Source organism: Paenibacillus shenyangensis (assembly GCF_000346635.1).
In the GTDB taxonomy this organism is placed as follows: Bacteria; Bacillota; Bacilli; order Paenibacillales; family Paenibacillaceae; genus Saccharibacillus; species Saccharibacillus dauci.
Genome location: NZ_AOIG01000032.1, coordinates 1 through 26,424, shown reverse-complemented (window position 1 = coordinate 26,424; position 26,424 = coordinate 1). Strand labels below are relative to the sequence as shown.

Annotated in this window: 22 protein-coding genes; 19 read left to right on the top strand and 3 right to left on the bottom strand. The window is 48.4% G+C overall.

Going from position 1 to position 26,424, the window contains the following annotated elements; all coding sequences use genetic code 11:
* The first annotated feature begins 25 nt into the window (after positions 1–25).
* The 11 genes from H065_RS0122815 to rlmH all read left to right on the top strand — a co-directional run bounded on the left by H065_RS0122815 (position 26) and on the right by rlmH (position 15,781).
* Positions 26–1,594 (top strand): peptidoglycan DD-metalloendopeptidase family protein, encoded by a 1,569-nt coding sequence (locus H065_RS0122815; RefSeq protein WP_017815422.1) that lies wholly within the window; start codon positions 26–28, stop codon positions 1,592–1,594.
* Positions 1,595–1,737: 143 nt separating this feature from the next.
* Positions 1,738–2,469 carry a response regulator YycF gene (gene yycF / locus H065_RS0122810; RefSeq protein WP_017815421.1) on the top strand — a complete coding sequence of 244 codons (732 nt, stop codon included), beginning with the start codon at positions 1,738–1,740 and terminating at the stop codon, positions 2,467–2,469.
* A 1-nt stretch (position 2,470) separates the two neighbouring features.
* A complete protein-coding gene (walK, locus tag H065_RS0122805) occupies positions 2,471–4,321 on the top strand; it encodes a cell wall metabolism sensor histidine kinase WalK (protein WP_017815420.1) in 1,851 nt (616 codons plus the stop codon).
* On the top strand, positions 4,318–5,631 hold the full coding sequence (locus H065_RS0122800) for a YycH family regulatory protein (protein WP_017815419.1): 1,314 nt from the start codon (positions 4,318–4,320) through the stop codon (positions 5,629–5,631). Before walK ends, H065_RS0122800 begins: the two co-directional genes overlap by 4 nt.
* 18 nt (positions 5,632–5,649) lie before the next feature.
* Positions 5,650–6,396, top strand: coding sequence for a two-component system regulatory protein YycI (yycI, locus tag H065_RS0122795; protein ID WP_017815418.1), 747 nt, complete (start codon positions 5,650–5,652; stop codon positions 6,394–6,396).
* A 6-nt stretch (positions 6,397–6,402) separates the two neighbouring features.
* A complete protein-coding gene (locus H065_RS0122790) occupies positions 6,403–7,242 on the top strand; it encodes an MBL fold metallo-hydrolase (RefSeq protein ID WP_017815417.1) in 840 nt (279 codons plus the stop codon).
* 73 nt (positions 7,243–7,315) lie between these two features.
* On the top strand, positions 7,316–8,590 hold the full coding sequence (locus H065_RS0122785) for a S1C family serine protease (protein WP_017815416.1): 1,275 nt from the start codon (positions 7,316–7,318) through the stop codon (positions 8,588–8,590).
* 39 nt (positions 8,591–8,629) lie between these two features.
* The gene (locus tag H065_RS27535) at positions 8,630–8,797 is read left to right on the top strand and encodes a CxxH/CxxC protein (RefSeq protein ID WP_017815415.1); all 168 of its coding nucleotides are present in this window, start codon (positions 8,630–8,632) and stop codon (positions 8,795–8,797) included.
* Between the two features lie 470 nt (positions 8,798–9,267).
* Complete coding sequence (locus tag H065_RS0122770) at positions 9,268–11,346, top strand: acyltransferase family protein (RefSeq protein ID WP_017815413.1); 2,079 nt, start codon at positions 9,268–9,270, stop codon at positions 11,344–11,346.
* A gap of 297 nt (positions 11,347–11,643) precedes the next feature.
* The gene (locus H065_RS0122765) at positions 11,644–14,802 is read left to right on the top strand and encodes an S-layer homology domain-containing protein (RefSeq protein ID WP_017815412.1); all 3,159 of its coding nucleotides are present in this window, start codon (positions 11,644–11,646) and stop codon (positions 14,800–14,802) included.
* Positions 14,803–15,301: 499 nt separating this feature from the next.
* Positions 15,302–15,781 carry a 23S rRNA (pseudouridine(1915)-N(3))-methyltransferase RlmH gene (gene rlmH, locus H065_RS0122755; RefSeq protein WP_017815410.1) on the top strand — a complete coding sequence of 160 codons (480 nt, stop codon included), beginning with the start codon at positions 15,302–15,304 and terminating at the stop codon, positions 15,779–15,781.
* A 120-nt stretch (positions 15,782–15,901) separates the two neighbouring features.
* Here the strand turns inward: rlmH and H065_RS0122750 are convergent, their stop codons facing one another.
* Positions 15,902–16,822, bottom strand: a complete 921-nt coding sequence (locus H065_RS0122750) for an alpha/beta hydrolase (protein ID WP_017815409.1) — start codon at positions 16,820–16,822, stop codon at positions 15,902–15,904.
* 164 nt (positions 16,823–16,986) lie between these two features.
* On the opposite strand from H065_RS0122750, the gene H065_RS0122745 reads away from it, so the two are divergent.
* From H065_RS0122745 to H065_RS28395, 3 genes are all read left to right on the top strand, one after another.
* Positions 16,987–17,541, top strand: coding sequence for a TetR/AcrR family transcriptional regulator (locus H065_RS0122745; RefSeq protein WP_017815408.1), 555 nt, complete (start codon positions 16,987–16,989; stop codon positions 17,539–17,541).
* Between the two features lie 352 nt (positions 17,542–17,893).
* Entirely contained in the window at positions 17,894–18,652 is a 759-nt protein-coding gene (locus H065_RS0122740; protein WP_017815407.1) for a DUF2306 domain-containing protein, read from the top strand.
* Positions 18,653–18,722: 70 nt separating this feature from the next.
* Positions 18,723–18,893, top strand: coding sequence for an NAD(P)-binding domain-containing protein (locus tag H065_RS28395; protein ID WP_017815406.1), 171 nt, complete (start codon positions 18,723–18,725; stop codon positions 18,891–18,893).
* A 357-nt stretch (positions 18,894–19,250) separates the two neighbouring features.
* Here H065_RS28395 and H065_RS0122730 read toward each other — a convergent pair whose 3' ends face one another.
* Positions 19,251–19,829: an isochorismatase family protein gene (locus tag H065_RS0122730; protein ID WP_017815404.1), complete on the bottom strand. Its 579-nt coding sequence runs from the start codon at positions 19,827–19,829 to the stop codon at positions 19,251–19,253.
* 137 nt (positions 19,830–19,966) lie between these two features.
* On the opposite strand from H065_RS0122730, the gene H065_RS0122725 reads away from it, so the two are divergent.
* The gene (locus H065_RS0122725; RefSeq protein ID WP_017815403.1) at positions 19,967–20,851 is read left to right on the top strand and encodes a TetR/AcrR family transcriptional regulator; all 885 of its coding nucleotides are present in this window, start codon (positions 19,967–19,969) and stop codon (positions 20,849–20,851) included.
* 11 nt (positions 20,852–20,862) lie between these two features.
* Here the strand turns inward: H065_RS0122725 and H065_RS0122720 are convergent, their stop codons facing one another.
* Positions 20,863–21,774, bottom strand: a complete 912-nt coding sequence (locus H065_RS0122720) for a helix-turn-helix transcriptional regulator (protein WP_017815402.1) — start codon at positions 21,772–21,774, stop codon at positions 20,863–20,865.
* A 99-nt stretch (positions 21,775–21,873) separates the two neighbouring features.
* Between H065_RS0122720 and H065_RS0122715 the strand changes: the two genes are divergently transcribed.
* The 4 genes from H065_RS0122715 (at position 21,874) to H065_RS0122700 (ending at position 26,328) form a co-directional block, all read left to right on the top strand.
* Positions 21,874–22,338: a VOC family protein gene (locus H065_RS0122715; RefSeq protein WP_017815401.1), complete on the top strand. Its 465-nt coding sequence runs from the start codon at positions 21,874–21,876 to the stop codon at positions 22,336–22,338.
* Between the two features lie 65 nt (positions 22,339–22,403).
* Entirely contained in the window at positions 22,404–23,570 is a 1,167-nt protein-coding gene (locus H065_RS0122710; RefSeq protein ID WP_017815400.1) for an MFS transporter, read from the top strand.
* 140 nt (positions 23,571–23,710) lie between these two features.
* Positions 23,711–24,796 (top strand): 5-methyltetrahydropteroyltriglutamate--homocysteine S-methyltransferase, encoded by a 1,086-nt coding sequence (locus tag H065_RS0122705; RefSeq protein ID WP_017815399.1) that lies wholly within the window; start codon positions 23,711–23,713, stop codon positions 24,794–24,796.
* A gap of 32 nt (positions 24,797–24,828) precedes the next feature.
* A complete protein-coding gene (locus H065_RS0122700) occupies positions 24,829–26,328 on the top strand; it encodes an aldehyde dehydrogenase family protein (protein WP_017815398.1) in 1,500 nt (499 codons plus the stop codon).
* The last annotated feature ends 96 nt before the right edge of the window (positions 26,329–26,424 follow it).

Below are 26,424 nucleotides of genomic sequence, written 5' to 3'. Positions count from 1 at the left end.
TGCTAAAGCACAAAAGGAGACGGTCATGAAAGGTTTGAAAGGTAAACGGGGAACCGGCAACGAGTCTGATCAGCAGACAGTCCGGGAAGAACAGCACAACGATCAGCAGTCCAGTGAACAGCAAGAGACATCATCGTCCAAGTGGTACACGCTTACCGTGGATTCGATCCGCCAGGGGAAAAACAAAGTACGTCGTCGTCTGATAATTGCAGCTGCCAGTGTAGCTGTAGCAGGCGGTCTTGTTTTGGCGGGGAACCACTATGTAACCGCGAATACCACTTCGTATTATGTAGTGTATGTCAAAGACAAGGCTATCGGCAGCGTATTGCAAAAATCGCAGCTGGATAAGCTTTTTAATGAGAAGCGTGCTGCATACCAGAAGAAGTATCCGGATGCCACAATGGTATTGAATACCAACGGCATCACCACTACCGAGGAAAAAGCATTCAAAGCCCAGGTGGATTCTACATCTACACTGAAGCAGCTGGATAGCATGCTGACTGCCTATGCCAAAGGTAGAGAAGTCGTGATCGGTGGCAAAAGTATCGGTATCGTTGATGATCAGAAAACGATCGATCAAGCGCTTAAGCTGGTACAGACCAACTATACCCGCAAAGCCGAAAATGCTGCCAAAAATATGAACAAGACATCCGTGAAAAAGCTTACCCAGAGCTATGCTTATAGCAAAAAGGTAAACAAGCTGGAATCGGTCAAGCTCAACGAGAAGGTCACATCCAAAGAAATCAAAGCCAATCCGCAAAAGCTGCTGAGCAGCAAAGAGCTGGCCAAAGTGATGCTAACCGGCGTGGAATCACCACTTAAATATACAGTACGTGAAGGAGATACAATCAGCTCGATTGCTGCTGCTTATGATGTATCCCAGCAGGAAATTTTCGATAATAATCCGGGTATTCAGGAAACTTCCCTGCAGATTGGCGATGAGCTGACACTAACTGTACCGCAGCCGCCGGTGACTGTTACTACTGTGGAAGATTATTCGGAGCAGGTCGTGACAGAACCTGCGGTAGAGATTCGCAAAAGTGATACGATGCGTGCAGGCGAATCCAAAGTGATCTCTGCCGGCAGCAAAGGCTTGAAACGGATCGACTACCGGGTGACCAAAGAAAACGGTCAGATGGTTCGCGAAGAATGGGTAGGCCAGGAAGTAGTCAAGGAAGCTTCACCCAAAATCATTATTAAAGGTACCAAAGTAGTCGTTGGCGAAGGCAGTGGTAACTTTATCTGGCCATCCAGCGGTGCAACAGTAACGAGTCCGTTCGGACAGCGCTGGGGTCGTATGCACAAAGGAATCGATATTGTGGGCAGTTCCTCGGTGATGGCGGCCGATGATGGCGTCGTTACCTATGCGGGTACCATGACTGGCTATGGCAATGTCATTATTATCGATCACCGCAATGGCTACGAGACCCTGTATGGTCATCTGAGCCAGATTGATGTCAGTAATGGTGCAGTCGTTGAGCAGGGCCAGCACATCGGTGTAATGGGCAATACCGGCCATTCAACCGGTACGCATCTGCACTTTGAGATTCATAGCGGCGGTGCGCTGCAGAATCCACTCTCCTATTTGCGTTAATCCCTATCGGAATGGATAGGTCATCTGAACGAGACCTGTCTTATATCAATGCAGCTTCTGAATCGATACTCAGAAGCTGCATTTTTTATAGCCTTGAATATGGTAAAATAAAAGAATCAAAGCAGGTATGAGGTGACTACCCAATGCAGGGAAAAATTCTGGTCGTAGACGATGAACAACCGATAGCAGATATCTTGAAATTCAACCTGGAAAAAGAAGGCTATGAAGTCATATGTGCTTTTGATGGGATCAGTGCGGTAGAACAGGCTTTTGCCGAGGAACCGGATCTTATTCTGCTTGACCTGATGCTGCCTGGCAAAGACGGGATGGACGTGTGCCGCGAGGTACGGACCCGTCTGGATATGCCGATCATCATGCTGACTGCCAAGGACGCCGAGATCGACAAAGTGCTTGGACTGGAGCTGGGAGCCGATGATTATGTGACCAAGCCGTTCAGCACCCGTGAACTGCTGGCCCGGGTCAAAGCCCATGTACGCCGTCAGCAGAAAAAAGCGCCTGTAGCCGCTGCGGTAGTACCGGAAGTACCGGAGGAGAAGAACGGACTGGCTTTATTTGAATTATTTATCGATACGGATATGTATCTGGTGTATAAAAGCGGAGAGCCGCTTGATCTGACTCACCGTGAATATGAACTGGTCTATTATATGGCCAAAAATGCCGGCAGAGTGATGACGCGCGAGCATCTGCTGCAGGCGGTGTGGGGATTTGAATACTTTGGGGATGTGCGTACTGTCGATGTAACGATTCGCCGTCTGCGGGAGAAGATCGAGGATGATCCGAGCAAGCCGGAATATATCCTGACCCGCCGTGGACTCGGTTATATGATGCGCAGTCCAAAAGCAGGAGGGTGGTAAGGTGAAGCGCAGGCTTCGGCTGCTGCCAGGGTTCAGCCGCACGATTCAGGCGCGGCTGATCATTATTTATGTGCTGCTCATCTTGATTGCGATGCAGCTGATCGGTGTCTATTTTGTAAGTTCAATGAAAAATTCCCTCACCAGCAACTTTACTCAGGATCTGCAGGAACGTGCCGAGCTATTGTCTGTACTCGCAGCTGACAAATGGTCCGGCAGCGGAGAGACTGGCTCGAACTCGGTCAGCGATCTGAAACTGATGGTAGACAATCTCTATAATATGAGCGGTACCGAGATTCAGGAGATTCAGCTGCTGGATGTGAGTGGACGGATCGTCATTTCTTCGCTGGATTCCGATTCCAATGCGGAAGCCCGACGTAATACACAGACCGTAGTCAGCCGCGCTCTGCAGGGAATCAGTGATAATGAAGAATATATTATCGACGAGACCGGCGAACGTAAACGGGTCGTGGCCGAGCCGATTATGAGCGGCAACCGTACAGTGGGTGCCGTCTATATTGTCGCGTCGATGGCCGATCTGTACGATACGATGAAGCGGATTAATGGGATCTTCCTGTCAGGGCTGCTGATCGCACTGGCGCTGACTGCCGTACTCGGTGTGATTCTGGCTCATACGATCACCCAGCCGATCAAGGAAATGACCCGGCGTGCCAAACAGGTGGCTGAGGGTGATTTTGACCATCATATGACGGTATACAGCAATGACGAGATCGGGCAGTTGAGTGAAGCTTTTAACTATATGACCAGCCGCCTGCGGGATGCGCTGGCCCAGAATGAAGAGGAAAAAGACAAGCTGGCTTCTATTCTCAAAAATATGAGCGACGGCGTAGTAGCGACCGATGAACATGGCTGTGTGATTCTGGTGAACCGGGTGGCAGGTGCCATGCTGGATACGAGCGAGCAGGACATTACCGGCAAAACGCTGATCGAACTGCTGCCACTATCCGAACAGGATCGCAGCAAGCTGCAGGCTGGTACGCTGCGTCATGTCATTTTGAAAATGGGACAGGAAGAAGAAGGCAATACTTCGATCATACGTGTCACATTCAGTCCGATTCACCGGCGCAAAGACAATATTGCAGGTGCAATAGCCGTTCTGCAGGACGTGACCGATCAGGAGAAGCTGGAAGGCGCACGAAGAGAATTTGTTGCCAATGTCTCGCATGAGCTGCGTACACCACTTACGACGATCAAGAGCTACACCGAAGCACTGGAAGATGGGGCACTGGATGAACGTGCACTCGCGGAACGCTTTATTGGTGTAATTCGCAATGAGACCCAGCGCATGATCCGGCTCGTCAGTGATCTGCTGCATCTCTCCCGTCTGGATTCCAGCGAAGCGATGATGCGCAAGCAGCGTACGGATGTACTGGAGCTGCTGGAGGATACAATTGATCGTTTCTTTGTACAAATGAAACAAAAGGATATTCGTTCATCGATCGATATGCAGCCGGAAGTAGGCAGTGTATGGATCGACCGGGATCAGATGGATCAGGTACTCGATAATCTGGTCTCCAATGCACTCAAATACACGCCTGACGGCGGCAGTATCAAGCTGGGAGCGCGTTGTACAGAGGATGGCATGCTGGCGTTATCTGTGGAGGACACCGGTATCGGTATTCCAAAGCAGGATCTGGGACGGATCTTCGAGCGCTTTTATCGGGTAGACAAAGCCCGTTCCCGCAATATGGGCGGTACCGGACTTGGTCTGTCTATTGCCCGGGAAATGGTACGCGCTCATGACGGTACGATTGAGCTGGATTCCGAGCTTGGACAGGGCACAACTGTGACCGTTATGCTGCCGCTGCATGAGGAAGGAGAGGGTATGAGTTGAGAGAGAACATCAAATCATGTGCACTCATGCTTCTGATTGTGCTCAGTCTGATCCAGAGTTATTTTCTGATCTACCGGATGCCGGGTGCCGACTCGGTCGCCAATTCGGAAGCCGGTTATGTACAGGCAGAAGATATCGGTCCACGATCAGATGTCGAGAACCTCGTGTTTCCGGATCAGATGATTATTCATAAATCGGGAAATCGACATACGATTTTCTATCCTTCTTCATCCAATTACAATTCGATCTATACCGATCTCAAAAATAGCAGCTTTGGACAATTCCGTCGTCTGCCGCTGCAGAGTATGGACTGGGATATGATCCGCAGTGAAGCCGGGATCGAATTGACCTTTAACAGTGGAATTCCCGTCAGCCTGCTGGAACGCAGCATGAATCTGAATCCGGATTCCCTGTTCGAAGGAGATGCCGTTAATCGTATCCTTATCTATAACGCTGCCGAAAATAATACGCCGCGTGCTTTCTTTTTCAGTGCCGGTGGTGATGTGGTCTATGAAGCGACTGATATGAAGTGGACCAGCCAGGATGTACTGAAGCATGTACTGATTGGCGAAAATGGTATCAACTATCAGTATGCCACAGGTGGGTATTATGTTCCCCAGACCGGTCTGAGTATTCCGACCGTTACGCTCAAGCTGGACAGTCTGACAACCGAGCAGATGCAGCGCAATCTGTTTTTTGATCCGGGCGCGACTCGGAATATCAACGAAGAGAACGGTACGGAAATCTATACGGACAGCAAGCGCAGTCTGCAGGTCGATACGCAGCAGAGATGGATGACCTATACCGATCCGACAGCACCGACAACCGGCACGAACAGTGTAGTCGATAATGTGCTGTCTGCTGTCGAATTCGTCAATCAGCACGGGGGGTGGCCGGGTACGTATATGCTGAATATGAGCAGTACAGACAACAAAAAAGGCTTTACGTTCCGTCAGTACTATCATTCGTATCCGATTATGGATACAGATAAGCTCCGATTTGGTTATATGCGGCTGATGGTCGAATACAATACCGTATCTTCCTATGAGCGTTCCCTGCTGTATCTGACAGCCGATCAGCAGCTGGCTGATCAGCCGCTATCGTCCAATTCGCAGATTCAGATTCTGCCTGGAGGCCAGCAGCTGACCCATTTGCTGCAGCAGCAGATTCCAGCCGGTCAGACGATTCGCAATCTGTCTCCTGCCTATCGTCCAACACTGGGCAACGGCGTCGTGGTACTGACACCGGTATGGATGGTAGAGCTGCAGGATGGGACGCATCAGCTTATTCAGTCAAATCACAAACTGTAACCGAAGAGGAGGTCCAAGATGGATTGGGGAAGAGCCAAAAGTGTACTGATCAGCGCCTTTTTACTGCTGAATATCATATTGGGTTACCAGCTCTGGATGGATATACGTGATCAGGCCCAATCCAATCTGGATATCGCTTCCCTCAGTGAAAATGCACAGCGGGCCCTGGAGAACAAGCATGTGCAGGTGACCGCCCAGATTCCGAGGGAAACTCCGATTCTGCCGGAAATGATCTATCGCAGCAATGCGCCGGCGGTGCAGCAGCCGATGAAGCTGTCGCGTCCGGTGGACAGCCAGCTTATTTTCAATGAAGACGAGCTGAAAAACCAGCTGAATGGCGAGATTCAGAATATCAACAAGTATCAATATGATCCGTTTATTACCGAAGAAGGCATTTTTGTGATGCATCCGCTTATAAATAACGATTTACCCCTGTTTAATGCGAATCTGGAGCTGTATTATAGTAATCAGAAGATTATTTCCTATACCGCCCCGCAATTGATGGTGGATGGCGAGAATGAAGGACAGCCAAGACAGGAGATTCTGTCGGCTTCCGTAGCACTAGGTACTTTGATTGAAAAAGAACTGCCGGACAACGCGGTAGTTAAAGATATATCGCTGGGTTTCTATGGACAGCCGCTGGACAGCAGCCGGTTCAAAGCTGAACCGGTCTGGAGAATCGTACTGGAGAGCGGCGAAATCTATTATGTACAGGGAATAAACGGGGAAGTCATGAGATCCCCGGCGGCAGAAAATGAGGAGTAGACATAAATGATAGGCATACATGGTATACAATTTACAGTATTATCGAGTGGTTCAACAGGCAATGCGACTGTCGTTCGCAACAAAGACGCGGCAATTCTGATCGATGCCGGCCTCAGTGCCAGACGGATCGATGAGCTGATGCGCGAGCGGGAGATGACCGGAGAGGAACTGAGCGGCATTCTGGTCACTCACGAACACTCTGATCATGTCAAAGGACTGGGCGCAGTCGCGCGCAAATATCAGTTGCCGATCTATGCCAACGAGAAGACCTGGATGGCTATCGAACGGGCAGTCGGCAAAATTACCCCCGAGCAAAAGCAGATTATGCAGACGGGAGACTTTCTGACTTTTGGTTCGCTGCGAATCGAGTCATTCGGCATCTCGCATGATGCGGCTGAACCGGTAGGTTACTTTTTCCGGGATGGCGATCAGAAGCTCAGCGTGGCGACCGATCTCGGCTATGTCAGCGACAAGGTGATGCAGAGTATCTCCGACTCGGACGTGCTCGTGCTGGAAGCCAATCATGATATCGAAATGCTGCGCATGGGACGTTACCCGTGGAACACCAAGCGGCGTATCCTTAGCGATGTAGGTCACTTGTCCAATGATGCAGCCGGAGAAGCGCTCAGTGAGCTGCTCTGCAAAAAAATGAAGCGCACGTATCTGGCGCATCTTAGCCGGGACCATAACATGATGGAAATTGCCAAGATGACTGTGAGAGATGCGATGGAGAGCAGAGGCTGCTTTTTCAAAGACAGCGAATTCCAGCTGTGTGATACGTACTATGATCGGCCTACACCGTGGGATATGCTCAGCGAAACCTATATATCGGAGAAAATGTTATAATCCGGCGTTTGAACAGCAGGGAACCGCAGGTAATAGATAAAGCACAGCAGAAGAACGCAGAGGGGCGATGAGCATGGCATTGTTTGATGATGATTTCTATTCCACCAAAGTGCCGCGAAAATCCCGGCGCCAGGCTTCGCTTCCACCTTCTTATCCGGTTCCCCGCTCGTTTCGTGTACAGCCGCGCAGATCGTCCATGCTGAAGATCGTGCTGGTCAGTGCATTGACGAGTGCAGTCACCGTATTCGCCGTACTGGGAGCCCTGATCTGGTATCATAACAGCTACCCTGCTTCGGCATCAGCCAGCAGTCTGCTGCCACTGGAGCAGACCGGAGGCAATCCTTATGAGCAGCTGACCCGGGTTGCCGAGCAGGTACGTCCTGCGGTAGTCAGCATAGTGAATTACCGAAATGGGGAAAAGGAACTGGATACGCCGCCTGCACTGGATGAATCAGCGCTCGGCTCTGGCGTTATTTTCCGCAAAGAAGACGGCAAAGCCTATATTGTCACCAATAACCATGTGATCTCCGATGCCGACGAAGTGGATGCTGTATTAACAGACGGCACAATGTTGAAGGCTACGGTAGTGGGTGCCGACTTTATTAGCGATATCGCTGTGCTGTCGGTCAGTGCCAAAGATGTGGATACCGTCGCCCAGATTGGTGACTCGGATCAGCTACAGCTGGGCGAGACCGTGCTGGCTATTGGCAATCCGCTCGGGTTTAATGGTACGATGACATCAGGGATTGTGAGTTATGACAACCGGCTCATCCCCGTATCGCTTAACCAGGATGGCAATTACGACTGGGAACAGAACGTGATTCAGACCGATGCAGCGATCAATGAAGGCAACAGCGGCGGCGCACTCGTCGATCTCAGCGGCCAGGTGATCGGGATCAACACGATGAAAATTGCCGATACCGGTGTCGAAGGACTGGGCTTTGCCATTCCGATCAACGAAGTGATGGATAACGCCGAGCAGCTGATGAAAGATGGCAAAATCAATCGCCCGTATCTCGGTGTCTACAGTATCGATCTGGATAATGAATATGCCTATCCATCGTATGACGAAGAAGAAACGGAGTCCAAAAAGCCGAAACTTCCCGATGATGTCAAAGAGGGTGCAGTGATCGTCGAAGCAAGCGGACCTGCCAAAGCGGCGGGGCTGGCAGCCGATGATGTCATTGTCCAGTTGGATCGCGAGAAAATCGGCTCTACGCTGGAACTGCGCAAATATCTGTATCACCACAAAAAAGCCGGAGATACACTCAAAATCACGTATTACCGCAGTGGAGCCAAGAAGACGGTCAGCGTCACTCTGGAGTCCCAGCCGGATAATCATAAATAACAACTCAGGATACACCGGAAAGGAAGCTTGAAACTATTGATGTATGTCGTATGCAAAGATCATGTGGAAGAGGCACTGGAAGCCTTCGTCGATGAATTCGAGGATGCTCCGGATGTCGTAGATCTGAAAGAAACCGAATTCTCGGACTGGGACCCGCCCGCCAAATGTATTTATTGCGATCAGCACGGTGAGTTTCTGGTCGTCTGATTTGCCGGATCGTTCCGGATGATACACAGCCCGTCTTTGCCTGCTCCAAGAATGGAGACAGAAGAGACGGGTCAAGCTGATACAGAGAGATAACGAATGCCTTACACTACTATATAACAGCCAGACATTCCATTAGCGCGTACTGATCATGACGGAACAAAGGGGAAAGGACCGGATATCGCGGTCCTTGTTTCTTGTTGCCCTCAGAGCCGTAGGCTTTTTTTCATTTACGACTTTGCTGTAAACCAATTTTAACTGCTTTGAGACGATTGCTGCAGAATACTTGGATATAATGGGACATGTCGGTTTATGCGCGTCAGTATGCAGAATCAGAATGCCCAGGGAAAGGAAAGGAATAATGATAGACATCAGGTATGGAATGCTCACAATGAACAAAAAGGAACCGCAGCAACAGAGGGAAAGGTACTCCGGACATACCGGGTTCAATATACATAGAGGGCGGTGGGTATATGCCTAAGCCGCTCCAGCAACACCGTTATATGCCAGGGCTGGATGGCCTCCGGGCATTCGCCGTACTGGCTGTTATTATTTATCATCTCAATACCGATTGGGCACCCGGCGGACTGCTGGGTGTTGGAATCTTCTTTGTGTTATCGGGTTATCTGATCACGGATATTCTGGCTGGGCAGTGGGAACGCCATCACCGCTTTGCCATGAAGGACTTCTGGATTCGCCGCGCACGCAGACTGCTGCCGGCCATGTTCGTCATGATCGCCGTAGTAGCGGTCTGGTGTCTGATCGGCGACCACTCCAGACTTAGCGCGCTGGCTGGAGATATTCCGGCAGCCCTGCTGTATGTGAGCAACTGGTGGTTTATTTTCCATAAAGTATCGTACTTTGAGAGCTTCGGACCGGCTTCACCACTCGGTCATCTCTGGTCACTCGCCGTAGAGGAGCAGTTCTATCTGTTATGGCCGTTCCTGCTGCTGCTTGGACTGAAATTCCTGCCTAAGCGCGGTAATCTGGCAGGCTGGATTGTCAGCCTGTCCATTATCTCGGCACTGCTCATGGCCGTCATCTATGTGCCGGGTGAAGATCCTAGCCGTGTATATTATGGAACGGATACGCGCATATTCGCCCTGCTGATCGGGGCGGCGCTGGCGATTGTCTGGCCGAGCATGAAGCTCAAAAGCAGCGTATCTGCTCCTGCACGGAATGTACTCGATGGAATAGGTACCATCTCTCTGCTGGTGCTGATCTGGCTCGTCTGGCATACGAATGAATATCAGCCGTTCCTGTATCGCGGAGGCATGCTGCTCATCGCTATCCTAACCGCGATTCTAATCGCTGTACTAGCTCATCCGGCGAGCCGCCTGGCAGTTATCGTCGGCAGCAAGCCGCTGCGCTGGCTGGGCAAGCGCTCCTACGGTCTGTACCTGTGGCATTTTCCCGTTATTACGCTCAGTACGCCGCAGGTCAGCACGGAGGAGCCTTCGATTCTGCGAGCCATTATCCAGGTGGCAGTCAGTCTGGCACTGGCCGAGCTTAGCTGGAGATATGTCGAAGAGCCGATTCGAAAAAACGGCTTCCGTCAGGTGCTGAACCGCACGTATGCACAGCGCAGCCAATGGCGCAATTCTCGCGCCTTGATCTACGGCGGCGGTGCTGCCATGCTGTTCGTCGTATCGGCACTCGTGCTGGGACATGTCGTCTCCAGTTCGGCACCCAAAGTCGATCCGCAGCAGCCGCAATCCGTGTTCATCGTCGGCAAGCCTGCTTCTACCGAAGACAAGTCCGACTCGAAGACGGACAAGATGCCCAAGGAAGTAGCAGAGACTGTGAAGCCCAAAGATAAGACTACTTCTCAGGACAGCACAGCTGGACAGGATGCCGGTAACAAAGAAAATGCCGACTCATCGGATAACAAGTCTAACGAGAGTAACGCTGAACCGACGAGCAAGCCATCCTCCGGCAGAACGACAGGATCGAGCAGCCTGAATTCGGGCAGTACCAAGGAATCGACTTCCGGTCAGCCGAGCAAGCTGGCGTCGGCTTCCCAGCAGAATTCTTCTGATCCTGCATCTGCGGTGAACAAGAAAGTGCTGGATAAAATCGTCTCTGGCGACGGAGTAACTGCGATTGGGGATTCGGTTATGCTGGACGTTGCCCGTCATCTGAGCGAAGTCATGCCGGGTATTACGATCGATGGCCGGGTAGGTCGCCAGATGACCGAAGCCCCGGCAGAAATCCAGCAGCTGCGCCGCAGTGGTCACCTGGGCTCCAAGGTGATTATCGAGCTCGGTACCAATGGTTCCTTTACCCGGGAACAGCTGGAAGGTCTACTGGATGAACTGGGCGATGCGAAGAAGATCATCCTGGTCAATACACGGGTGCCACGTCCATGGGAGACGCTCGTGAATGATACGATCAACGCAGTAGCTGCGGAAGATTCGCGCATTACTGTTGTAGACTGGTATTCGGCGAGTAAGGGACAGGACAGCTTCTTCGCGACCGACGGCGTGCATGTGAATCCGTCAGGTGCCAAAGTATTCGCGACGCTGGTTGCTAACGCGATTGCCGGTAAGTAAATTGGGAGTGAACGCCGGTAGTCAAATCATATTAGCGAAACAGATTTCTGGTGTATATAACTAGATTTAGAGGATATATTTTACAATTCATACGTAAGTCCTATACAGCTCATTTAACAAATGTTCGATATAATAAAAGGAAGAAAATCGTGTATCACAAGTGCTCCCTCCGGGCCGACTGCCATTCAGTCAGCGTGGAGGGAGTTTTTAATTATTTTTTGAAAAAATTAAATATTTACATAGATTCCTCCGATATTTAATTGGTAACTATCTAAGTGAATAAACGGGGGTTTTGGTTTGAAACGATTAGGGGTGCTCAAAAAATCAGCTATTATGCTGTTAACGGCTGCTGTTGTATGCACAACACCAGTAGGTCTGACAACAAGCGTATCCGCTGAATCCGCAAGTGTGGATTATTCTTCAAACTATACATGGGTACAAATGAAGCCTACTACTTATCCCACAGGCAGAACAGCACCACTGATGACCTATGATCCAGTCAATAAGTATATTATTCTGTTCGGTGGTCTGGTATCCGGTGTATGGTCGGGTGAGACATGGAAATGGGATGGCCAGAACTGGACAAAGCTCACTACAGCGACTAAACCTCCTGCTCGCAGCGGAGGCGGTATGGCTTATGATCCGAATAGCCACCAAGTGATTATGTATGGTGGCGATGGTGGAGGAACCGATACATGGGCTTGGACGGGAACTGATTGGAAGAAGCTTCTTACAGCCCATAATCCAGGTGTACGCCGTATACCTTATATGTCGATGGCTCCAGATGATAACGGCGGGACCAATATCTTGCTATTTGGCGGATTGGACAGCAATAACAACGAGTATAGCGATACATGGATCTGGACCGGTACAGACTGGGTTCTGGCAGGTATGAATACAGGACCTTCTGCCCGATCATTTGGTCAGATGGCTTATGATCCGATTCACAAGAACACCGTATTATTTGGTGGTGTAGGTAACAATACATTTTATAATGATACCTGGACATGGGATGGTTCCAGTTGGACCAAACATACATTGTCAGCGAGTCATACACCACAGGCAAGAGCCGGAGGCGGTATGGCCTTTGACGACTCACATATCATTATGGCTGGCGGCGACGGTAGTGGTACTTCCCTGAATGACACATGGATCTGGGATGGCAATCAGTGGGAGAAGCAGTCTTTACAAAGTAACTTCACCTCGCATGCCCATCTGGCTCTCGCTTACGATGGCAAAAATGGCAAGATCGTGATGTTTGGTGGATTCACATCGGGAGTATCTGCTCTTCCACGGGATACCTGGATTCTGCAGAATCTGCCAAAAGTAAAAACAGGAATCGTAGAGAAAGTCACTTCGACTTCCGCTTCCCTGTCCGGCGAACTGCTATCTGCAGGTAAATCTCCTGTACAATATGCAGGGATTGAACTGAATGATGGCGATCTGGTCACCCGCCAGGCAGCACCGGATAATCAGCTAGGTAGCTATACGTTGAATGTTACCGATTTGAAGCCGGATACCAACTATACGTATCGCGCGTATGCAATTGATGTCTATGGCAACGTCGCTTATGGTGACAATGTCAGCTTCATGACTAAGAAGAAGTCCCCACTACTGCTCGACAGCTACAATTACAGCCTGAAAATGGGCGAGACTCATCAGACAGTCGCTCAATCCGTCTATGAAAGTGATAATAGCCTGTTTACCATTACAGATGGTGTGACATTCAGCTCTCAGGCACCGGAGATCGCTTCGGTCGATGACAAAGGTCTGGTAAAAGGTGTAGCTGAAGGCAATACGGTCGTAACAGCAGTGTACAATGGTCTAACAGCACAGGTAACAGTAAATGTATACTTTATGCCACCGACGCTTGTAAATCTGTCTGTAGACAGTGAATCCTATACACTTCGCAAAGGCACGACCCAATCTACTGTAACGCGTGCGGTGTACGATGATGGTACCAATGCAGTCATCACCAGTGGTCTTCACTACACATCGTCCGATGAGAGAATCGCTACTATCGACAGCAATGGTGTTATCACGGGCAGATCCAAGGGCAGTGCAGACATTACGATTGAATACGCAGGCAAAACATTCACTATTCGGGTCAATGTAACCGAAAAAGATGACTCCAAAAATAATAATACGACCAGCGGCGGAGGCGGGGGCTCCGTACCTTCCAAACCTAATCCTGAGCCGATTGCACCTCCTGAAGTGGTGATTGCCGATCCTTCTACAAGCGAACCGATCGCTACATTAATCAAACAGGAAAAAGACGGCAAAAAGACAGCTACGATCGCAGTGGATAGTGAGAAAGCGATTGAATCCCTGGAAAAATCCAACCGCAGCATACTGGTTATTCATTCCGATGAAAATGCGGATGAGACCCATACCCAGCTGGATGGTACCATCGCCAAATGGCTGGATAACAAAAATGGCGCAATCGAGCTGCAATCACCAACCGGAAGATATATTCTGCCAGCCAAGCAGCTTGGTGTAAATGAACTTATCGTCAAAAATAATGCAGCAGCCAGCCTGTCCCAGCTGCATCTGAATGTCACTGTATCAGCAGCTTCGACTTCAGCCGAGCAAGGCATCCAGAATACAGCTGCATCCAAAAAGGTAAGTCTGGTCGGCCCGGCGATGAACTTTGGTGCGACTTCCACGTACAATGGAGAACAGACACAGGTTCCGAACTTTGAACAATATGCACAGCGTCTGATTCCGCTGCCAGCAGGTTATGATCCGAATCGTATTACAACAGGTATCATTTACGATGAGAACCAGACCTCATTCATGCACGTACCAACACAGGTTGTGCGTATTGATGGTCAATATTATGCCCAGATCAACAGTCTGGTGAGCAATGGAACGTATGCATTGATCTGGAACGAGAAAACATTCGATGATGTGACGAATCATTGGGGCAAGGCTGCTATCGATAACATGGCTTCTCGCCTCGTCGTAGAAGGCATGAATGAGACGACGTTTGATCCGAATCGCCAGATTACTCGTGCTGAATTCTCCGCGATCGCGGTTCGTGCATTTGGACTTCAGGATGATCATGCAGTAGGCAAATCCTTTACCGATGTAGCCAGTGGTACATGGTATACGCCATATGTAGGCACAGCATCTGCGTATGGCCTGCTGAATGGCTATACCGATGGTTCGTTCAAGCCTGACAAGACCATTACCCGTCAGGAAGCTATCTCCATCCTGATCCGTGCAGCCCGACTAGCCGATATTAACCCATCCGCCAGCAGTACAACAGCACTGAACAGCTACAAGGACGGCGTTCAAACCTCCGGATGGGCCAAGCAGGACGTAAGTTATGCGACAGAGAAAGGCATCATGCAGGGAGATGCAGCCGGTATGCTGAATAGCAAAGGCGCTGTAACTCGTGCAGAGACTGCTGCTCTGATGGAGCGGATTCTGAAATTTGCAGAACTGATCTAAGTCATTTGTGCAACCTGCTGCCCAGACGATCTGACGTCTGACAGAGCTTGCAACATAGGATAGTATATTTAAAGAAGAAAGAGACCCTTCTGTTATTGAGAGGTCTCTTTCTTTTAGACTTTTATTCCTGCTGAGTAGAAGATGGATAAAGATTCTATATATTAATAATAAGGTTTATTTTTTTCATCCATTGCACGTACTTGTTCTTCCAATAGACGTATTCTTCGATTTTGACGATACAAGATTGGAGAGGTTACTATAATAAAAAAAATGATAACTCCTATAATCATATGAAGCCTCCTTATGTAAATAGATCTTAAAATAGTCTACATAGAATAAAGTATCTATTCAAAATAAAACTCAGAAAATAAAGTATGACATGATTTTTGAAATGATGAAAGAGGATATTAGCAGACTCTATCATGATATCTGGTATGATAATAACATGTGAGTTCCAGCGACGGACGACAAAGCAGTAGTATTCAGGAGGAAATTATTCATGTTCATACAGATTATTGGAGTAGGTAAGCTCAAGGAAAAATACCTCGTACAGGGAATCGCCGAGTACGCCAAGCGGCTGACGCCATACATCAAGTTCCAGGTGATTGAAGTTAGTGACGAGAAGGCACCAGATACACTCAGCGATGCCGAAGTACGGATTGTGAAAGACAAAGAAGGCGAGCGAATTCTGGCGCAGATCAAGCCGGATGCGCATGTAATTACACTGACGCTGGACGGCAAGCTGTGGAGCTCCGAGGATCTGGCAGCCGAGATTGATAAATTAGGTACGTATGGCAGCAGTCATATTGTATTTGTGATTGGTGGTAGTCATGGGATTGGGGATGAAGTGCTGAAGCGTGCGCAGCAGAAGCTGTGTTTTGGTCGGATGACGCTGCCGCATCAGCTGATGCGATTGGTGCTGGTGGAGCAGATTTACCGGGCGGTGAAGATTAACCGAGGAGAGCCGTATCATAAGTAACGGCATTTGAATCATGTATATGATACACGCCCGGGATCTGATGACAGTATGAATTGCATTGGAACCTCGAGGGAAAATATCGAAAGGGTGTCGTTCGAGACACCCTCATTTTCAGAATTACTATAGATTTTCTTGATAGAAAGCACCTAATTTTTCAACGGCTTTGCTCACCGGTTCTGGCCTGTCGTATAGGTCATAGTGGCTCGCCCCTTCTATAATGAGCAAATCTTTTTTATCGGAAGCTGCTCGGTTATAAAGCTCATGGCTATCCTTGTATGAACCATACGCTCCTTGTACTCCGCCGACAATGATTTGTAAAGGTTGAGTCAACAGACTTTCTGCTAAATGGAAAGCATCAAAGCCGATTACCGAGTCCACGCTGGTGAATTTCAATTTGTTTGGAGAGTTAGGATTCTGACCTCTTGGCGTTCTATAGTAATCAACTGCTCCTACAAGGTCAATATCCGTCATACCGGATTCTTCTCTTTCAGCATGACTATTAGGAATCCATTGTGTAACCATAGGTTCGGCTCCGCGCGCTTCAGCTGTGCGCTGTTGAGCAACGGCCTCTAACATTTTTATCGGATCGCCTTCACCGCGATAGCCCCGACCAATATTAATACCGACGACTGTACCAACTGCTTTAATGCGGCGTTCTGTCATTGCAGCATTTACAGCATATCCGCCTCCCGCACAGACTCCTAACACGCCAATACGATTTTCGTCTACATACTCTAGGGTAGTGAGGTAATCAACCGCACACCGAATATCCTCAACACGAGCGGCTGGGTATTCGGCATAATGAGGCTCGCCTTCGCTTTCCCCTTGATAAGATGCATCGAATACGATCGTCACATATCCTCGCTCAGCAAGTTTCTCTGCATAAATGCCCGCTGTTTGCTCTTTACAACTGCTGCCCGGATGAACACAAACAATGGCTGGGTTTTGTTTCTTCTCTTCAGCATATTTAGGTATATTTAGAATTGCTGCCACATGTAGCCCATGGGCACGAAATTTAACTTTCTTTTTAATAACTATCATAGTTAAAATCTCCTTCGCGTTTAAATACACTTGTGTGTATTAATTGTCTTATGTATATTTACAGTAAGGTGAAAGTACAATTGATTCAATACCAGATTACGCAATATGTGTATTAATACGCATATTGTTTTCATTGTGTATAAAGTAAAGGAGATGCGTGCCGTATGGATAAAATAGATCGGAGAATTCTAAAGTCTCGACAGGGCATTCAATCGACTTTTTTGCAAATGTTGAATAAGGAAGGGTTTGACGAGATTACGGTTAAACATATTACGGAGGAAGCCAATATTGCTCGAAAAACATTCTACCTGCATTACATGGATAAGTATGATTTGTTAGACAGGATTATAGATGACCATATCGTACAGCTGCGAGAAATATGCGATCAAAAAAAAGAAATGGGAATTATAGAAGGCTCGATCTTATGGTTTTCTTATTTTGAGCAGCATAAATTATTTTTTGCCGCATTGTTTAAAAGCAGAGATGCCTCATCATTTCGCAAAAAACTATTGTCTTTTACTATGGGGGAGATAAGTAAAAAGATTGACCAGGATTCGCATCCAATTATCGATCGACATATTTTTTTAAAGTTTTTGGGAACGGCAACTATGGGAGTATTGGAATCTTATGTACTTGATGAAATAGATAGAGATATTGAATCTGTAGCAGCGCAAGTTGTGCAGCTCTATAAGCGCTTAAATCCCCTGAGTATGTGCTAGTCCCCAAAATGCAGAAACGGCTAATTACTGCTAATTACTGCTAATTGCTAATTCTGAAGAACAAGTCCTTTTACCATCATTTTCTTTACGCTTGTTTAGGTAAATTCCTTGTTATCTTTCACCGATAGCCCCGTCAAGCTAAACCGTATCATAAGTAGGGTGAACTTTTGAAAATTAATGCACAGATAGAGACTGCACAATATGCTAGAACTATGATTCTGACAACAAACAGCCCTTCCAGCTAGAGATATCACAAGATGGCATCAAGACTAGCAGCAGTTGAAGTGAAACGCACACATAAACGAATTTTCAATTTCCGCGAGCATGAAGCTTGCGGATTTTTCTTTATTAAATGACGGAATTTGTTGAATCAGGCAAAAACTTTAACAGAAAAGGCAAAGACTACAGTATTTACTCCCCTATACTTAGAGTAAATATCCTACCGATAGGAGAGGAGCTTTTTGAGAATATGACAAGTAAAATGATTCGGGCACTCGTGTTCATTCTCGCATTTTCGATTGCCGGATACGCAATGGTTCAGTATGGCGTTCTTCAAGCGAGTGATGCTGGACTGGTCTCTTTCAAATTGCAAAAGCCGGATTTTGAACTCCAACCATGGGTGTATGTGTTATACATCCATATTTTTACCGCGATATTTGCCCTGATCATAGGACCTTTTCAACTATTTATAAAGCCAACACATACCAGAAGACGTTGGCATCGCCTATTCGGGTATGGATATGTTTTTTCGATTGTAGTTAGTGGGATCGTGAGTGTGTATTTATCCCTTTTTGCGACAGGAGGCTGGATTTCCAGTCTTGGGTTTATGTCGCTCGATGTATTGTGGGTAGGGACTACGATTACGGCAACGAGAAAAATTATGGCCAAAGACATCCATGCTCATAAAGAATGGATGCTTCGCAGTTACGCGCTTACTTTTTCAGCGGTCACGCTTCGAATCTTTTTAGCGCCGTTGGCTATTCTGCTTGGCGATTTCGAGGCAGCGTTTCGGGTTGTCGCTTGGCTTTGTTGGATTCCTAATCTGCTCGTCATGGAAGCCATAATTGCCGGAATGAGGCAGCGGCTGAATAGGTATAAGGATGGAATTTAATCATATTTGATAGTTATAGCCATTTTATATTTTAAACCCCTGATGTTAACATGCGAGGGAGGTTACGTTCATGCGAGAAAACATTGGATTTATCGGACTTGGATCTCTGGGTATGCCTGTCGCCGTCAATCTGCTGCAAGCCGGCTATGCGTTAACCGTATACAACCGTACTCCGGAAAAAGCGCAACCGCTCGTCGCCCAAGGAGCGCAGCAAGCGGTTCGTCCGTGCTCGTCAAACTGATCGGTAACTTCCTGATCGTCTCTGCCGCACGCTCGCTGGAAGGCATTAGCAATAGCCGAGCGTGGCGGAGTTGATCCCGCAGCAGCCGTTAACATGCTGACCAGCACGCTGTTTACCGCCCCGATCTATCAAAGTTAAGGCAAAATGATCGCCGAGAAGTCCTCTATATCCCACAGTAAAATTCCGCAGAAAGATGTCGGCCTCTTGCTGTCGGCGGCGCAGCATGTACAAGTTCCGGCTCCGCTTTCCGGGTTGCTGCTTGATCTGCTGGAGAACGGAGATCGGAGCCGAACATAATGCAATTACTGTTAAGGACTGCAGCAGGCCTCTTACCCTAAGCCTGCTGCAGTCCTTTTTTTAGATTTGAAGCGCACCGCAGGCGAGGATCTCCTCGGTCGAGCGTAGTCTTCCGATACGCGGAAAGATCGTGTGAACCACATGGTCATGTTCTTCTTGGCTGAAGCCGGTCATGGCATCTGTTGCAAAAATCACTTGATACCCGTGGGCAAAGGCTTCGCGTGCCGTGGTATCGACGCCGATACCCGAAGCGATGCCGCAGAGTATAAGGGTCGTAATGCCCCGTCGGCGCAGCTGCAGATCCAGGTCTGTTCCGTAAAAGGCTCCCCACTGACGTTTCGTAATGAGGTGATCACTATCCGTTACCCCGATCTCCGGCACGATTTCGTCCCAACCAGGTATCAGATTAAGAGCAGGAGGAGCCTGATCCAGGAGCGGACGCGGCATGTCTTTAAAATCTTTTGAAGATACACGAACGAGTCCAACGAATGCTCCTGCCTCGCGGAAGGCTTGGACCATGGCGGCGGCACGGGTGACAACTTGCTCTGCTGAGTGAGGCGCGTAATGGCTCCCCAGCCACTGCTGCAAATCGATTACGATCAATGCCGTCCGGGGAAATGAATACAAAAGTTCTTCCAAGATCACTCACGCTCCTATTCAGAAATCGAGTTTTCTTAAATGACCGGTAGTATTATATTTTAAACATAAGGTCATTTGACTGCCTGTTCATGATTTTGTACTATGGGTTTAAAAATGTCAAGCGGGGGTATGTGAAGATGAGCGTGACCAAACAGGATATTATTCGTTCGGCTGCCAAGATGTTTCAAGAAAAAGGATTCATGGCCACTTCCATTCAAGAAATTGCTCAAGACTGTGCCATTGCAAAAGGCTCGGTCTATAAATATTTTCCTTCCAAAGAAGACCTGTTATGCGAAGTTTTCGACGATTGCCAAACGGCTTATTTTGAACAGGCGGAACAGCTCCGACGAACTTGGACAGGCACGCCCAAGGAAGGACTTGTGAAGCAAATCGTATTTCGTTTTCAGTATTTTATGGAATACCGGCATATCATGGTCGACTTTGTGGAGCTGCCGATTACGCAGTATGCCAATTTCCGTTCGCTTCGAAACCATGTGCGTGCCCGGATGATGGAGGGGCATAAATCTTGGCTGCTTGATGTTTATGGAGAGAGAATCGAACCTTTTCTATGGGATCTTGTATTCATCTATCGCGCGATTCTGAAGGATTATCTGCAGCGCCTCATCTCCGAGGCGAAGCAGCTGTCGATTGAGGATACAGCCTGGTTCATTGTCGACAAAATAGATGCTCTCGTTGAACATATGTCCGATTCGGGCTCCAAAGGACTACTTGGACCGAAGGCTTTCGCAGCATTCATTCATCCGGATTCGCAGGACTGGATGAACGATAGGCAAAAAAGGATCGAAGAAGGATTGAGCAGGGTAATGGCGCGGATTGAAGCGTGGTCTGGCGGGCTCGCTCGAAAGCAGGAGCTGCAAGAGATTGTTCGACTGTTGGAGACCGAGATCTCTCAGTCTCAGCCCAAGAAATCGCTTATTCAGGCCCTGTGCGGTTACTTGGAACACGAACAGGAGTTAAGAAGTGCCGTTATTCAGTTGAAGCAAATGCTTATGGAAGAGTAATGCGCAGCCATTCATCTATACTTCCCCATCATTTTAGCTAAAAACTCCCGAAAACTTTCGATATAGCTGCTGGGCTCTACAATCTCGAGATTCGTTCCGAAACTCGCCAGAAATTGAAATCCCGCACTGCTTTGAGGAACTTGAATAGTTGCCATTAAATATTCGGGACTATAGTTTTCAATGCTCTTTCGTCCGTACCTTTCAATAAACTGATCTTTTACGCTAGGGGAGATCAAGGCTTTGACTTCGATCAGTTCCGCTCGGTAATCGGACTCCCTTTCTTGCTCCAAGAAATCCTCTCTCGGGCTAAACGTCTGATCGCTCATCGCAAGATCATCCATCCGAGAGAGCTTAAACGTGCGATATCCCATACGCTCCAAACAGAATCCTTTCAGATACCAGCTCGTTTCGCTAAAATGAAGCTGGTAAGGCTCAATGATTCTTTTGGTGGCCGTGTCGTTTTTATCGATGTAATCGAAGGAAACCAATCGACTCTTTACTATGGCTTCTTGGCAGGTTCTCAGGGTTTGACGAATCTCGGACCGGCCTTCCCAATCATAAAAAGACAGATGAATCGAAGCTTTGGGAGCTAATGGGCTCACCATGGCTTCGATTTTTCTGATCGTCACTTCGACTTCTTCGCTGATCAGAATTTGTTCCAAACCGCTAAGCGCCGTCAATATATTCTCCAAGTCGGCGCTGCTCAGGAGACGTTTATCCACTTTGTATTCATCCATATTGCCATAGCCGCCGTTTACTCCGATAACCGAATAGATAGGGATATTCGATACGCTCAGCATTTCCATATCGCGCAGAATCGTTCTTTTGGAAACGTTGAATAATTGCGCGAATTCTGTAGTCGAAACGATATCTTTTTTCAGCAGGATCATAATGATCGATATTAATCGTTCAACCTTGTCCATGGGTTCTCCCTCTTTTTCTGATGAGTATAGAACGGTGACATACAGCTGTCACCCTTCATGAATTATACTACAACCATAACGAAAAGGAGGAGACATCATATGTCGGCTATCGCGTATTTGAACTTTGACGGAAACGCAGAACAAGCGATTGAATTTTATTCGGAGGCTTTCCAAGCAGCCGAAGTTAAAAAGGTAAGATTCGGGGATATTCCACAAGACCCTAATTATCCGATGCCCGAAAACGAGTTGAAGATGATTATGGAGTCTTCGATCGAGTTCGAAGGCGGGAAGATCATGATATCCGACATTTTGCCTTCCATGCAATCGGTGACAGGCGAGCTGGTGAAAGGAAACAATATTCTGATCAGTCTGGTCATGGACGATAAGTCGAAACTGGAGCAGTATTTCAAAGAGTTGTCCGTCGGCGGTCATGTCACCATGCCGTTATCGGCTTATCCGTGGTCTTCGTGCTTCGGAACGCTGATCGATCAGTTCGGCGTGAATTGGAAGTTCAATAGCGACGCGGATCAATTTCTGGACAACGTCATCTCAAACCGATCTTAATTGATTCCGAAAAATGGTCTTCCCACCGAAGGCCATTTTTTTATATGCCAAAGGAGGCACGAGTAATGAAAAACAGCTATGCTTCGCTGATCTTTTTTATGGCTTTAGGGATATTCGGCATCATCACGACGGAAATGGGCATGATCGGCGTTCTTCCTCAAATTGCTCAAAAGTTTCACGTCACGCCCTCGCAGGCCGGCTACCTGGTGAGCGCATTTGCTCTGATCGTCGCCGTATCGGGCCCGTTTCTCATGCTGCTAGCCTCCGGCATGGATCGAAAAACGATCCTGCTGTTCTCGATCCTGATGTTTGCCGTTTCTAATGGGGTGTATGCGTATACGTCGAGTTTCGAAGTGATGCTGGCTTTCCGGGTTATTCCGGCGTTTTTTCATCCAATCTTTTTTTCGATAGCGCTTGCGACCGCAGCCAGTCTGGTTTCTCCCGAAAAGATCGGCAGAGCTATCACCCAGGTGATGGCCGGAGTCACCGTCGGATTTGCTTTCGGCGTTCCGATCACCTCCTATCTCGCTGCAAAAATTTCAATGGAAGTCGCTTTCTTGTTCGGAGCGGCAGTGAGCATCATTGCTTTTACAGACATACTGGTCTGGCTGCCCTCGATGCCTATAAAAGAAAGAATGTCTTTCGGCAAGCAGCTCGGCGTATTGCGTAAACCTCAATTGTGGCTAACGATCTTGATCGTAGTCCTGATTTTTACGGCGATGAGTTCGGTTTATAGTTACTTTGCCGAATATCTGGGAGAAGTCACGCATATGAACGGGACCTGGATCAGCCTGATGTTAATGATCTTCGGGATTACGATGATTGTAGGGAATTTCTTGTTCGGTTTTTTGCTGAACAAAAAACTGACCCGAACGGTGATCCTGTTTCCTCTCGTGTACGCGGCCGTTTACTTATTGGCTTATTACGGAGGTTCTTATTTTTGGCCGATGACGGTCATCGTATTCGTGTGGGGCGCTGTTCATGCCGGAGGACTGATTGTAAGTCAATCCTTGTTGATGACTGATGCGAACGAAGCTCCCGAATTCGGCAACAGTTTATTCGTTTCTTTTTCCAATGTAGGCATTACGTTAGGAACATGGGTCGGAGGTATGTTTATTTCTCGATTGGGCGCGCAGCAGCTCGTCTGGAGCGGTGTACTGTTTTGTACGCTTGCGTTCTTGCTCATCGTGATCCGAATATTCATTTTTAAATCAAAGGCTGAGCAAGCATGAAATAGCGGATGTTGCAAATGCGAAATGAATCTCTTGGCTATAGCTCCAACATATGACCAGACATACCTTTTTCATATGACAGAACTCCTCTTCCCTCATGTTATACTCATTAGAACAAAAAGGCAGAAGGAGCAAGTGATATGATTCCCTTTCGACATGACCATGTAGGTAGCTTTTTACGTCCTGGCAATTTGAGTCAGGCGCGTGAACAATATAAAGCAGGCAGCATCACCCATGAGCAATTACGAGCTGTAGAAGATCAAGAGATTATTCGTATCATTGAAAAGCAGAAGGAAAACGGCGTGCTCGCAGTTACGGATGGTGAGCTGCGCAGAAGCTGGTGGCATTTTGATTTCCTGGGCGGTCTGGACGGCGTAGAGTTGTATGAACAGATCGACGGCCCGCAATTCCACAATATGCAAACGCGCAAAGGCGGTATTCGCGTTGTAGGCAAAGTCGATTTCTCGACACATCCTTTCCTGGAGGATTTCAAGTTCGTTAAGCAGCATGCAGGTGACGTCGTAGCGAAACAGACGATTCCGAGTCCGAACATGCTGCTATATCGCCTGGAGAACGGTGCCAATGTGTATACGGATCGCGAGGCGTTCCTGCAGGATACAATTGCAGCGTATCAAAAAGCGATCCAAGCGTTCTATGACGCAGGATGTCGCTACCTGCAACTGGACGATACCGCATGGGCAGACCTTTTCTCGGAAGCAGGGCATGATAAGCTGCGCGCCAAAGGGTTGGAGCCCGCGGAAGAGTTGCACACGATGCAGCGCATGATTAACGAATCATTGGCTCATAAACCGGCGGATTTGGTAGTGACGATGCACATTTGCCGTGGTAACTACAAATCGAACTATTTCTCGACGGGCGGCTATGATTACGCTTCTGAGGTGATTTTCGGCGGCTTGGACGTAGATGGATTGTTTTTGGAGTTTGACGACGAGCGCTCCGGCAGCTTTGATTCATTAAAACATGTGAATCGCAAAGATCTGAAAATCGTGCTCGGTCTGCTCACATCCAAAACCGGCGAGTTGGAAGATAAAGAACACATCAAAGCCCGGATTGCCGAAGCGGCTACGTATGTGCCTCTGGAGCAGCTTTGTTTGAGCCCGCAATGCGGATTCTCGTCTACAGAAGAGGGCAATATTTTAACAGAAGACGAGCAATGGCGTAAGCTTCGTTACGTGAAGGAAATTGCAGACGAGGTATGGGCATAATCCATTTATTCAGATAAAAAAGGGGTTATAACATGACAATTCAAGCAGACCATCAGGCCTCGAATATCGTTACGGTTGAAGCGTTGATCAATGGCCAGAATGTAAAGTCCCTTTCCCAATCCACCAAAGAGAATCCGGCTAATCCAGCCGAGATCGTTGGCTATTTCCCTGTGACGACGAAAGAACAAGCTGTCGAAGCGATTGAAGCCGCCGCAGAAGCCTTTAAAACATGGAAGAAAACCGATATCGAGCAGCGCGTTGCGAGCATGCGCAAAGCGATCGAAAAGATCAGAGCAGCCGAGAACGAAATTGTACATTTGCTGTCCAGAGAGCATGGCAAGCCGCTGTATGATGCACACGGTGAAATTTATGTTGCGTTGATGTGGATGGAGTTTGTTTGCAATGAAGCGGCAGCGGCTCTCAAGGATGAAATTCAGGAGCATGATCACGGCAAGACGATTCTGTCGTATGACCCGATCGGCGTGGTGGCGGCGATCAGTCCATGGAACTATCCGATTGCGTTGTCTACGATCAAGATCGCTCCTGCCTTGCTGGCGGGCAACACGATTGTGCTGAAGCCAAGTCCGTATGCGCCGCTGGCGGCGGCGAAAGTGGCTGAGATTATCGCAGGTGAATTCCCTGCGGGTGTCATCAACGTGGTTCATGGAGCTGCGGATGTAGGCGTGGAGCTGACGACGAATCCCCACGTGACGAAAATCGCTTTTACCGGCGGAACCGAGACGGCCAAGCATATTATTAGAGCAGCTTCGGACACGATCAAGGATATGACGCTTGAGCTCGGCGGCAATGACGCGGCGATCTTCCTGGAGAGCTTTGACGTGAACGACGAGCGCGCGATGCGCCGGATCGTCGTTTCCAATTTCCTGACGACAGGTCAAATTTGCATGATCGCCAAGCGCGTGTATGTCCACCGTTCGATCTACGATGCGTTCGTGGAAAAATATATCGAGGCGGCCAATCGCTGGATTCGTATCGGTGATCCGTTCGATCACAATACGACGGTAGGTCCGGTCAATAACCTGAAGCAAAAAGAGTACGTGCAGAGTTTGGTCGAAGACGCGAAGCAGCGCGGCGCGAAGGTCATTCCACTCGGCACAATTTTGGATCAGAAGCTGTTCGACCAAGGGTACTATCTGCAGCCTACGCTTGTGTTGGGATGCAATGTGCATGACCCGATCGTCGTGGAGGAACAATTCGGCCCTACGGTTCCGGTTCTGCCGTTCGACGATGAAGAGCAGGTAATCCATCTCCACAATGAAAGCATCTACGGATTGACGAGTTCGGTGTGGGGGAAAGAAGAAGATGCGATTCTCCTGGCACGTCAGCTCGAAGCCGGAACGACGATGATTAATACCGCTGCCGTACAGGGGCTGGATGTTCGGTTCCCCTTCGGAGGCTTCAAGCAGTCCGGGATCGGCCGTGAATACGGCGTAGGAGGCATCCGCACGTATACGGAACAGCATGTGATCAATGTGCCGAAGATGCTGGACCTTCCTTATATTCCCGAATAAAGAGTAGAGGTTGTTCCAGAATCCTGCAGTTTGCTGCGGTTTCAGACGCTAATTAAAAGCCCTACCTGCCAATCTGGTCAAGCCCCTATTTTGTAG

What these genes read in the sequence shown, in the direction of transcription:
- H065_RS0122815 (WP_017815422.1), top strand. Translation starts at nt 26, where the DNA reads ATGAAAGGTTTGAAAGGTAAACGGGGAACCGGCAACGAGTCTGATCAG.
- yycF (WP_017815421.1), top strand. Translation starts at nt 1,738, where the DNA reads ATGCAGGGAAAAATTCTGGTCGTAGACGATGAACAACCGATAGCAGAT.
- yycI (WP_017815418.1), top strand. Translation starts at nt 5,650, where the DNA reads ATGGATTGGGGAAGAGCCAAAAGTGTACTGATCAGCGCCTTTTTACTG.
- H065_RS0122790 (WP_017815417.1), top strand. Translation starts at nt 6,403, where the DNA reads ATGATAGGCATACATGGTATACAATTTACAGTATTATCGAGTGGTTCA.
- H065_RS0122785 (WP_017815416.1), top strand. Translation starts at nt 7,316, where the DNA reads ATGGCATTGTTTGATGATGATTTCTATTCCACCAAAGTGCCGCGAAAA.
- H065_RS27535 (WP_017815415.1), top strand. Translation starts at nt 8,630, where the DNA reads ATGTATGTCGTATGCAAAGATCATGTGGAAGAGGCACTGGAAGCCTTC.
- H065_RS0122770 (WP_017815413.1), top strand. Translation starts at nt 9,268, where the DNA reads ATGCCTAAGCCGCTCCAGCAACACCGTTATATGCCAGGGCTGGATGGC.
- rlmH (WP_017815410.1), top strand. Translation starts at nt 15,302, where the DNA reads ATGTTCATACAGATTATTGGAGTAGGTAAGCTCAAGGAAAAATACCTC.
- H065_RS0122750 (WP_017815409.1), bottom strand. Translation starts at nt 16,822, where the DNA reads ATGATAGTTATTAAAAAGAAAGTTAAATTTCGTGCCCATGGGCTACAT.
- H065_RS0122745 (WP_017815408.1), top strand. Translation starts at nt 16,987, where the DNA reads ATGGATAAAATAGATCGGAGAATTCTAAAGTCTCGACAGGGCATTCAA.
- H065_RS0122740 (WP_017815407.1), top strand. Translation starts at nt 17,894, where the DNA reads ATGACGGAATTTGTTGAATCAGGCAAAAACTTTAACAGAAAAGGCAAA.
- H065_RS28395 (WP_017815406.1), top strand. Translation starts at nt 18,723, where the DNA reads ATGCGAGAAAACATTGGATTTATCGGACTTGGATCTCTGGGTATGCCT.
- H065_RS0122725 (WP_017815403.1), top strand. Translation starts at nt 19,967, where the DNA reads ATGAGCGTGACCAAACAGGATATTATTCGTTCGGCTGCCAAGATGTTT.
- H065_RS0122720 (WP_017815402.1), bottom strand. Translation starts at nt 21,774, where the DNA reads ATGGACAAGGTTGAACGATTAATATCGATCATTATGATCCTGCTGAAA.
- H065_RS0122715 (WP_017815401.1), top strand. Translation starts at nt 21,874, where the DNA reads ATGTCGGCTATCGCGTATTTGAACTTTGACGGAAACGCAGAACAAGCG.
- H065_RS0122710 (WP_017815400.1), top strand. Translation starts at nt 22,404, where the DNA reads ATGAAAAACAGCTATGCTTCGCTGATCTTTTTTATGGCTTTAGGGATA.
- H065_RS0122705 (WP_017815399.1), top strand. Translation starts at nt 23,711, where the DNA reads ATGATTCCCTTTCGACATGACCATGTAGGTAGCTTTTTACGTCCTGGC.
- H065_RS0122700 (WP_017815398.1), top strand. Translation starts at nt 24,829, where the DNA reads ATGACAATTCAAGCAGACCATCAGGCCTCGAATATCGTTACGGTTGAA.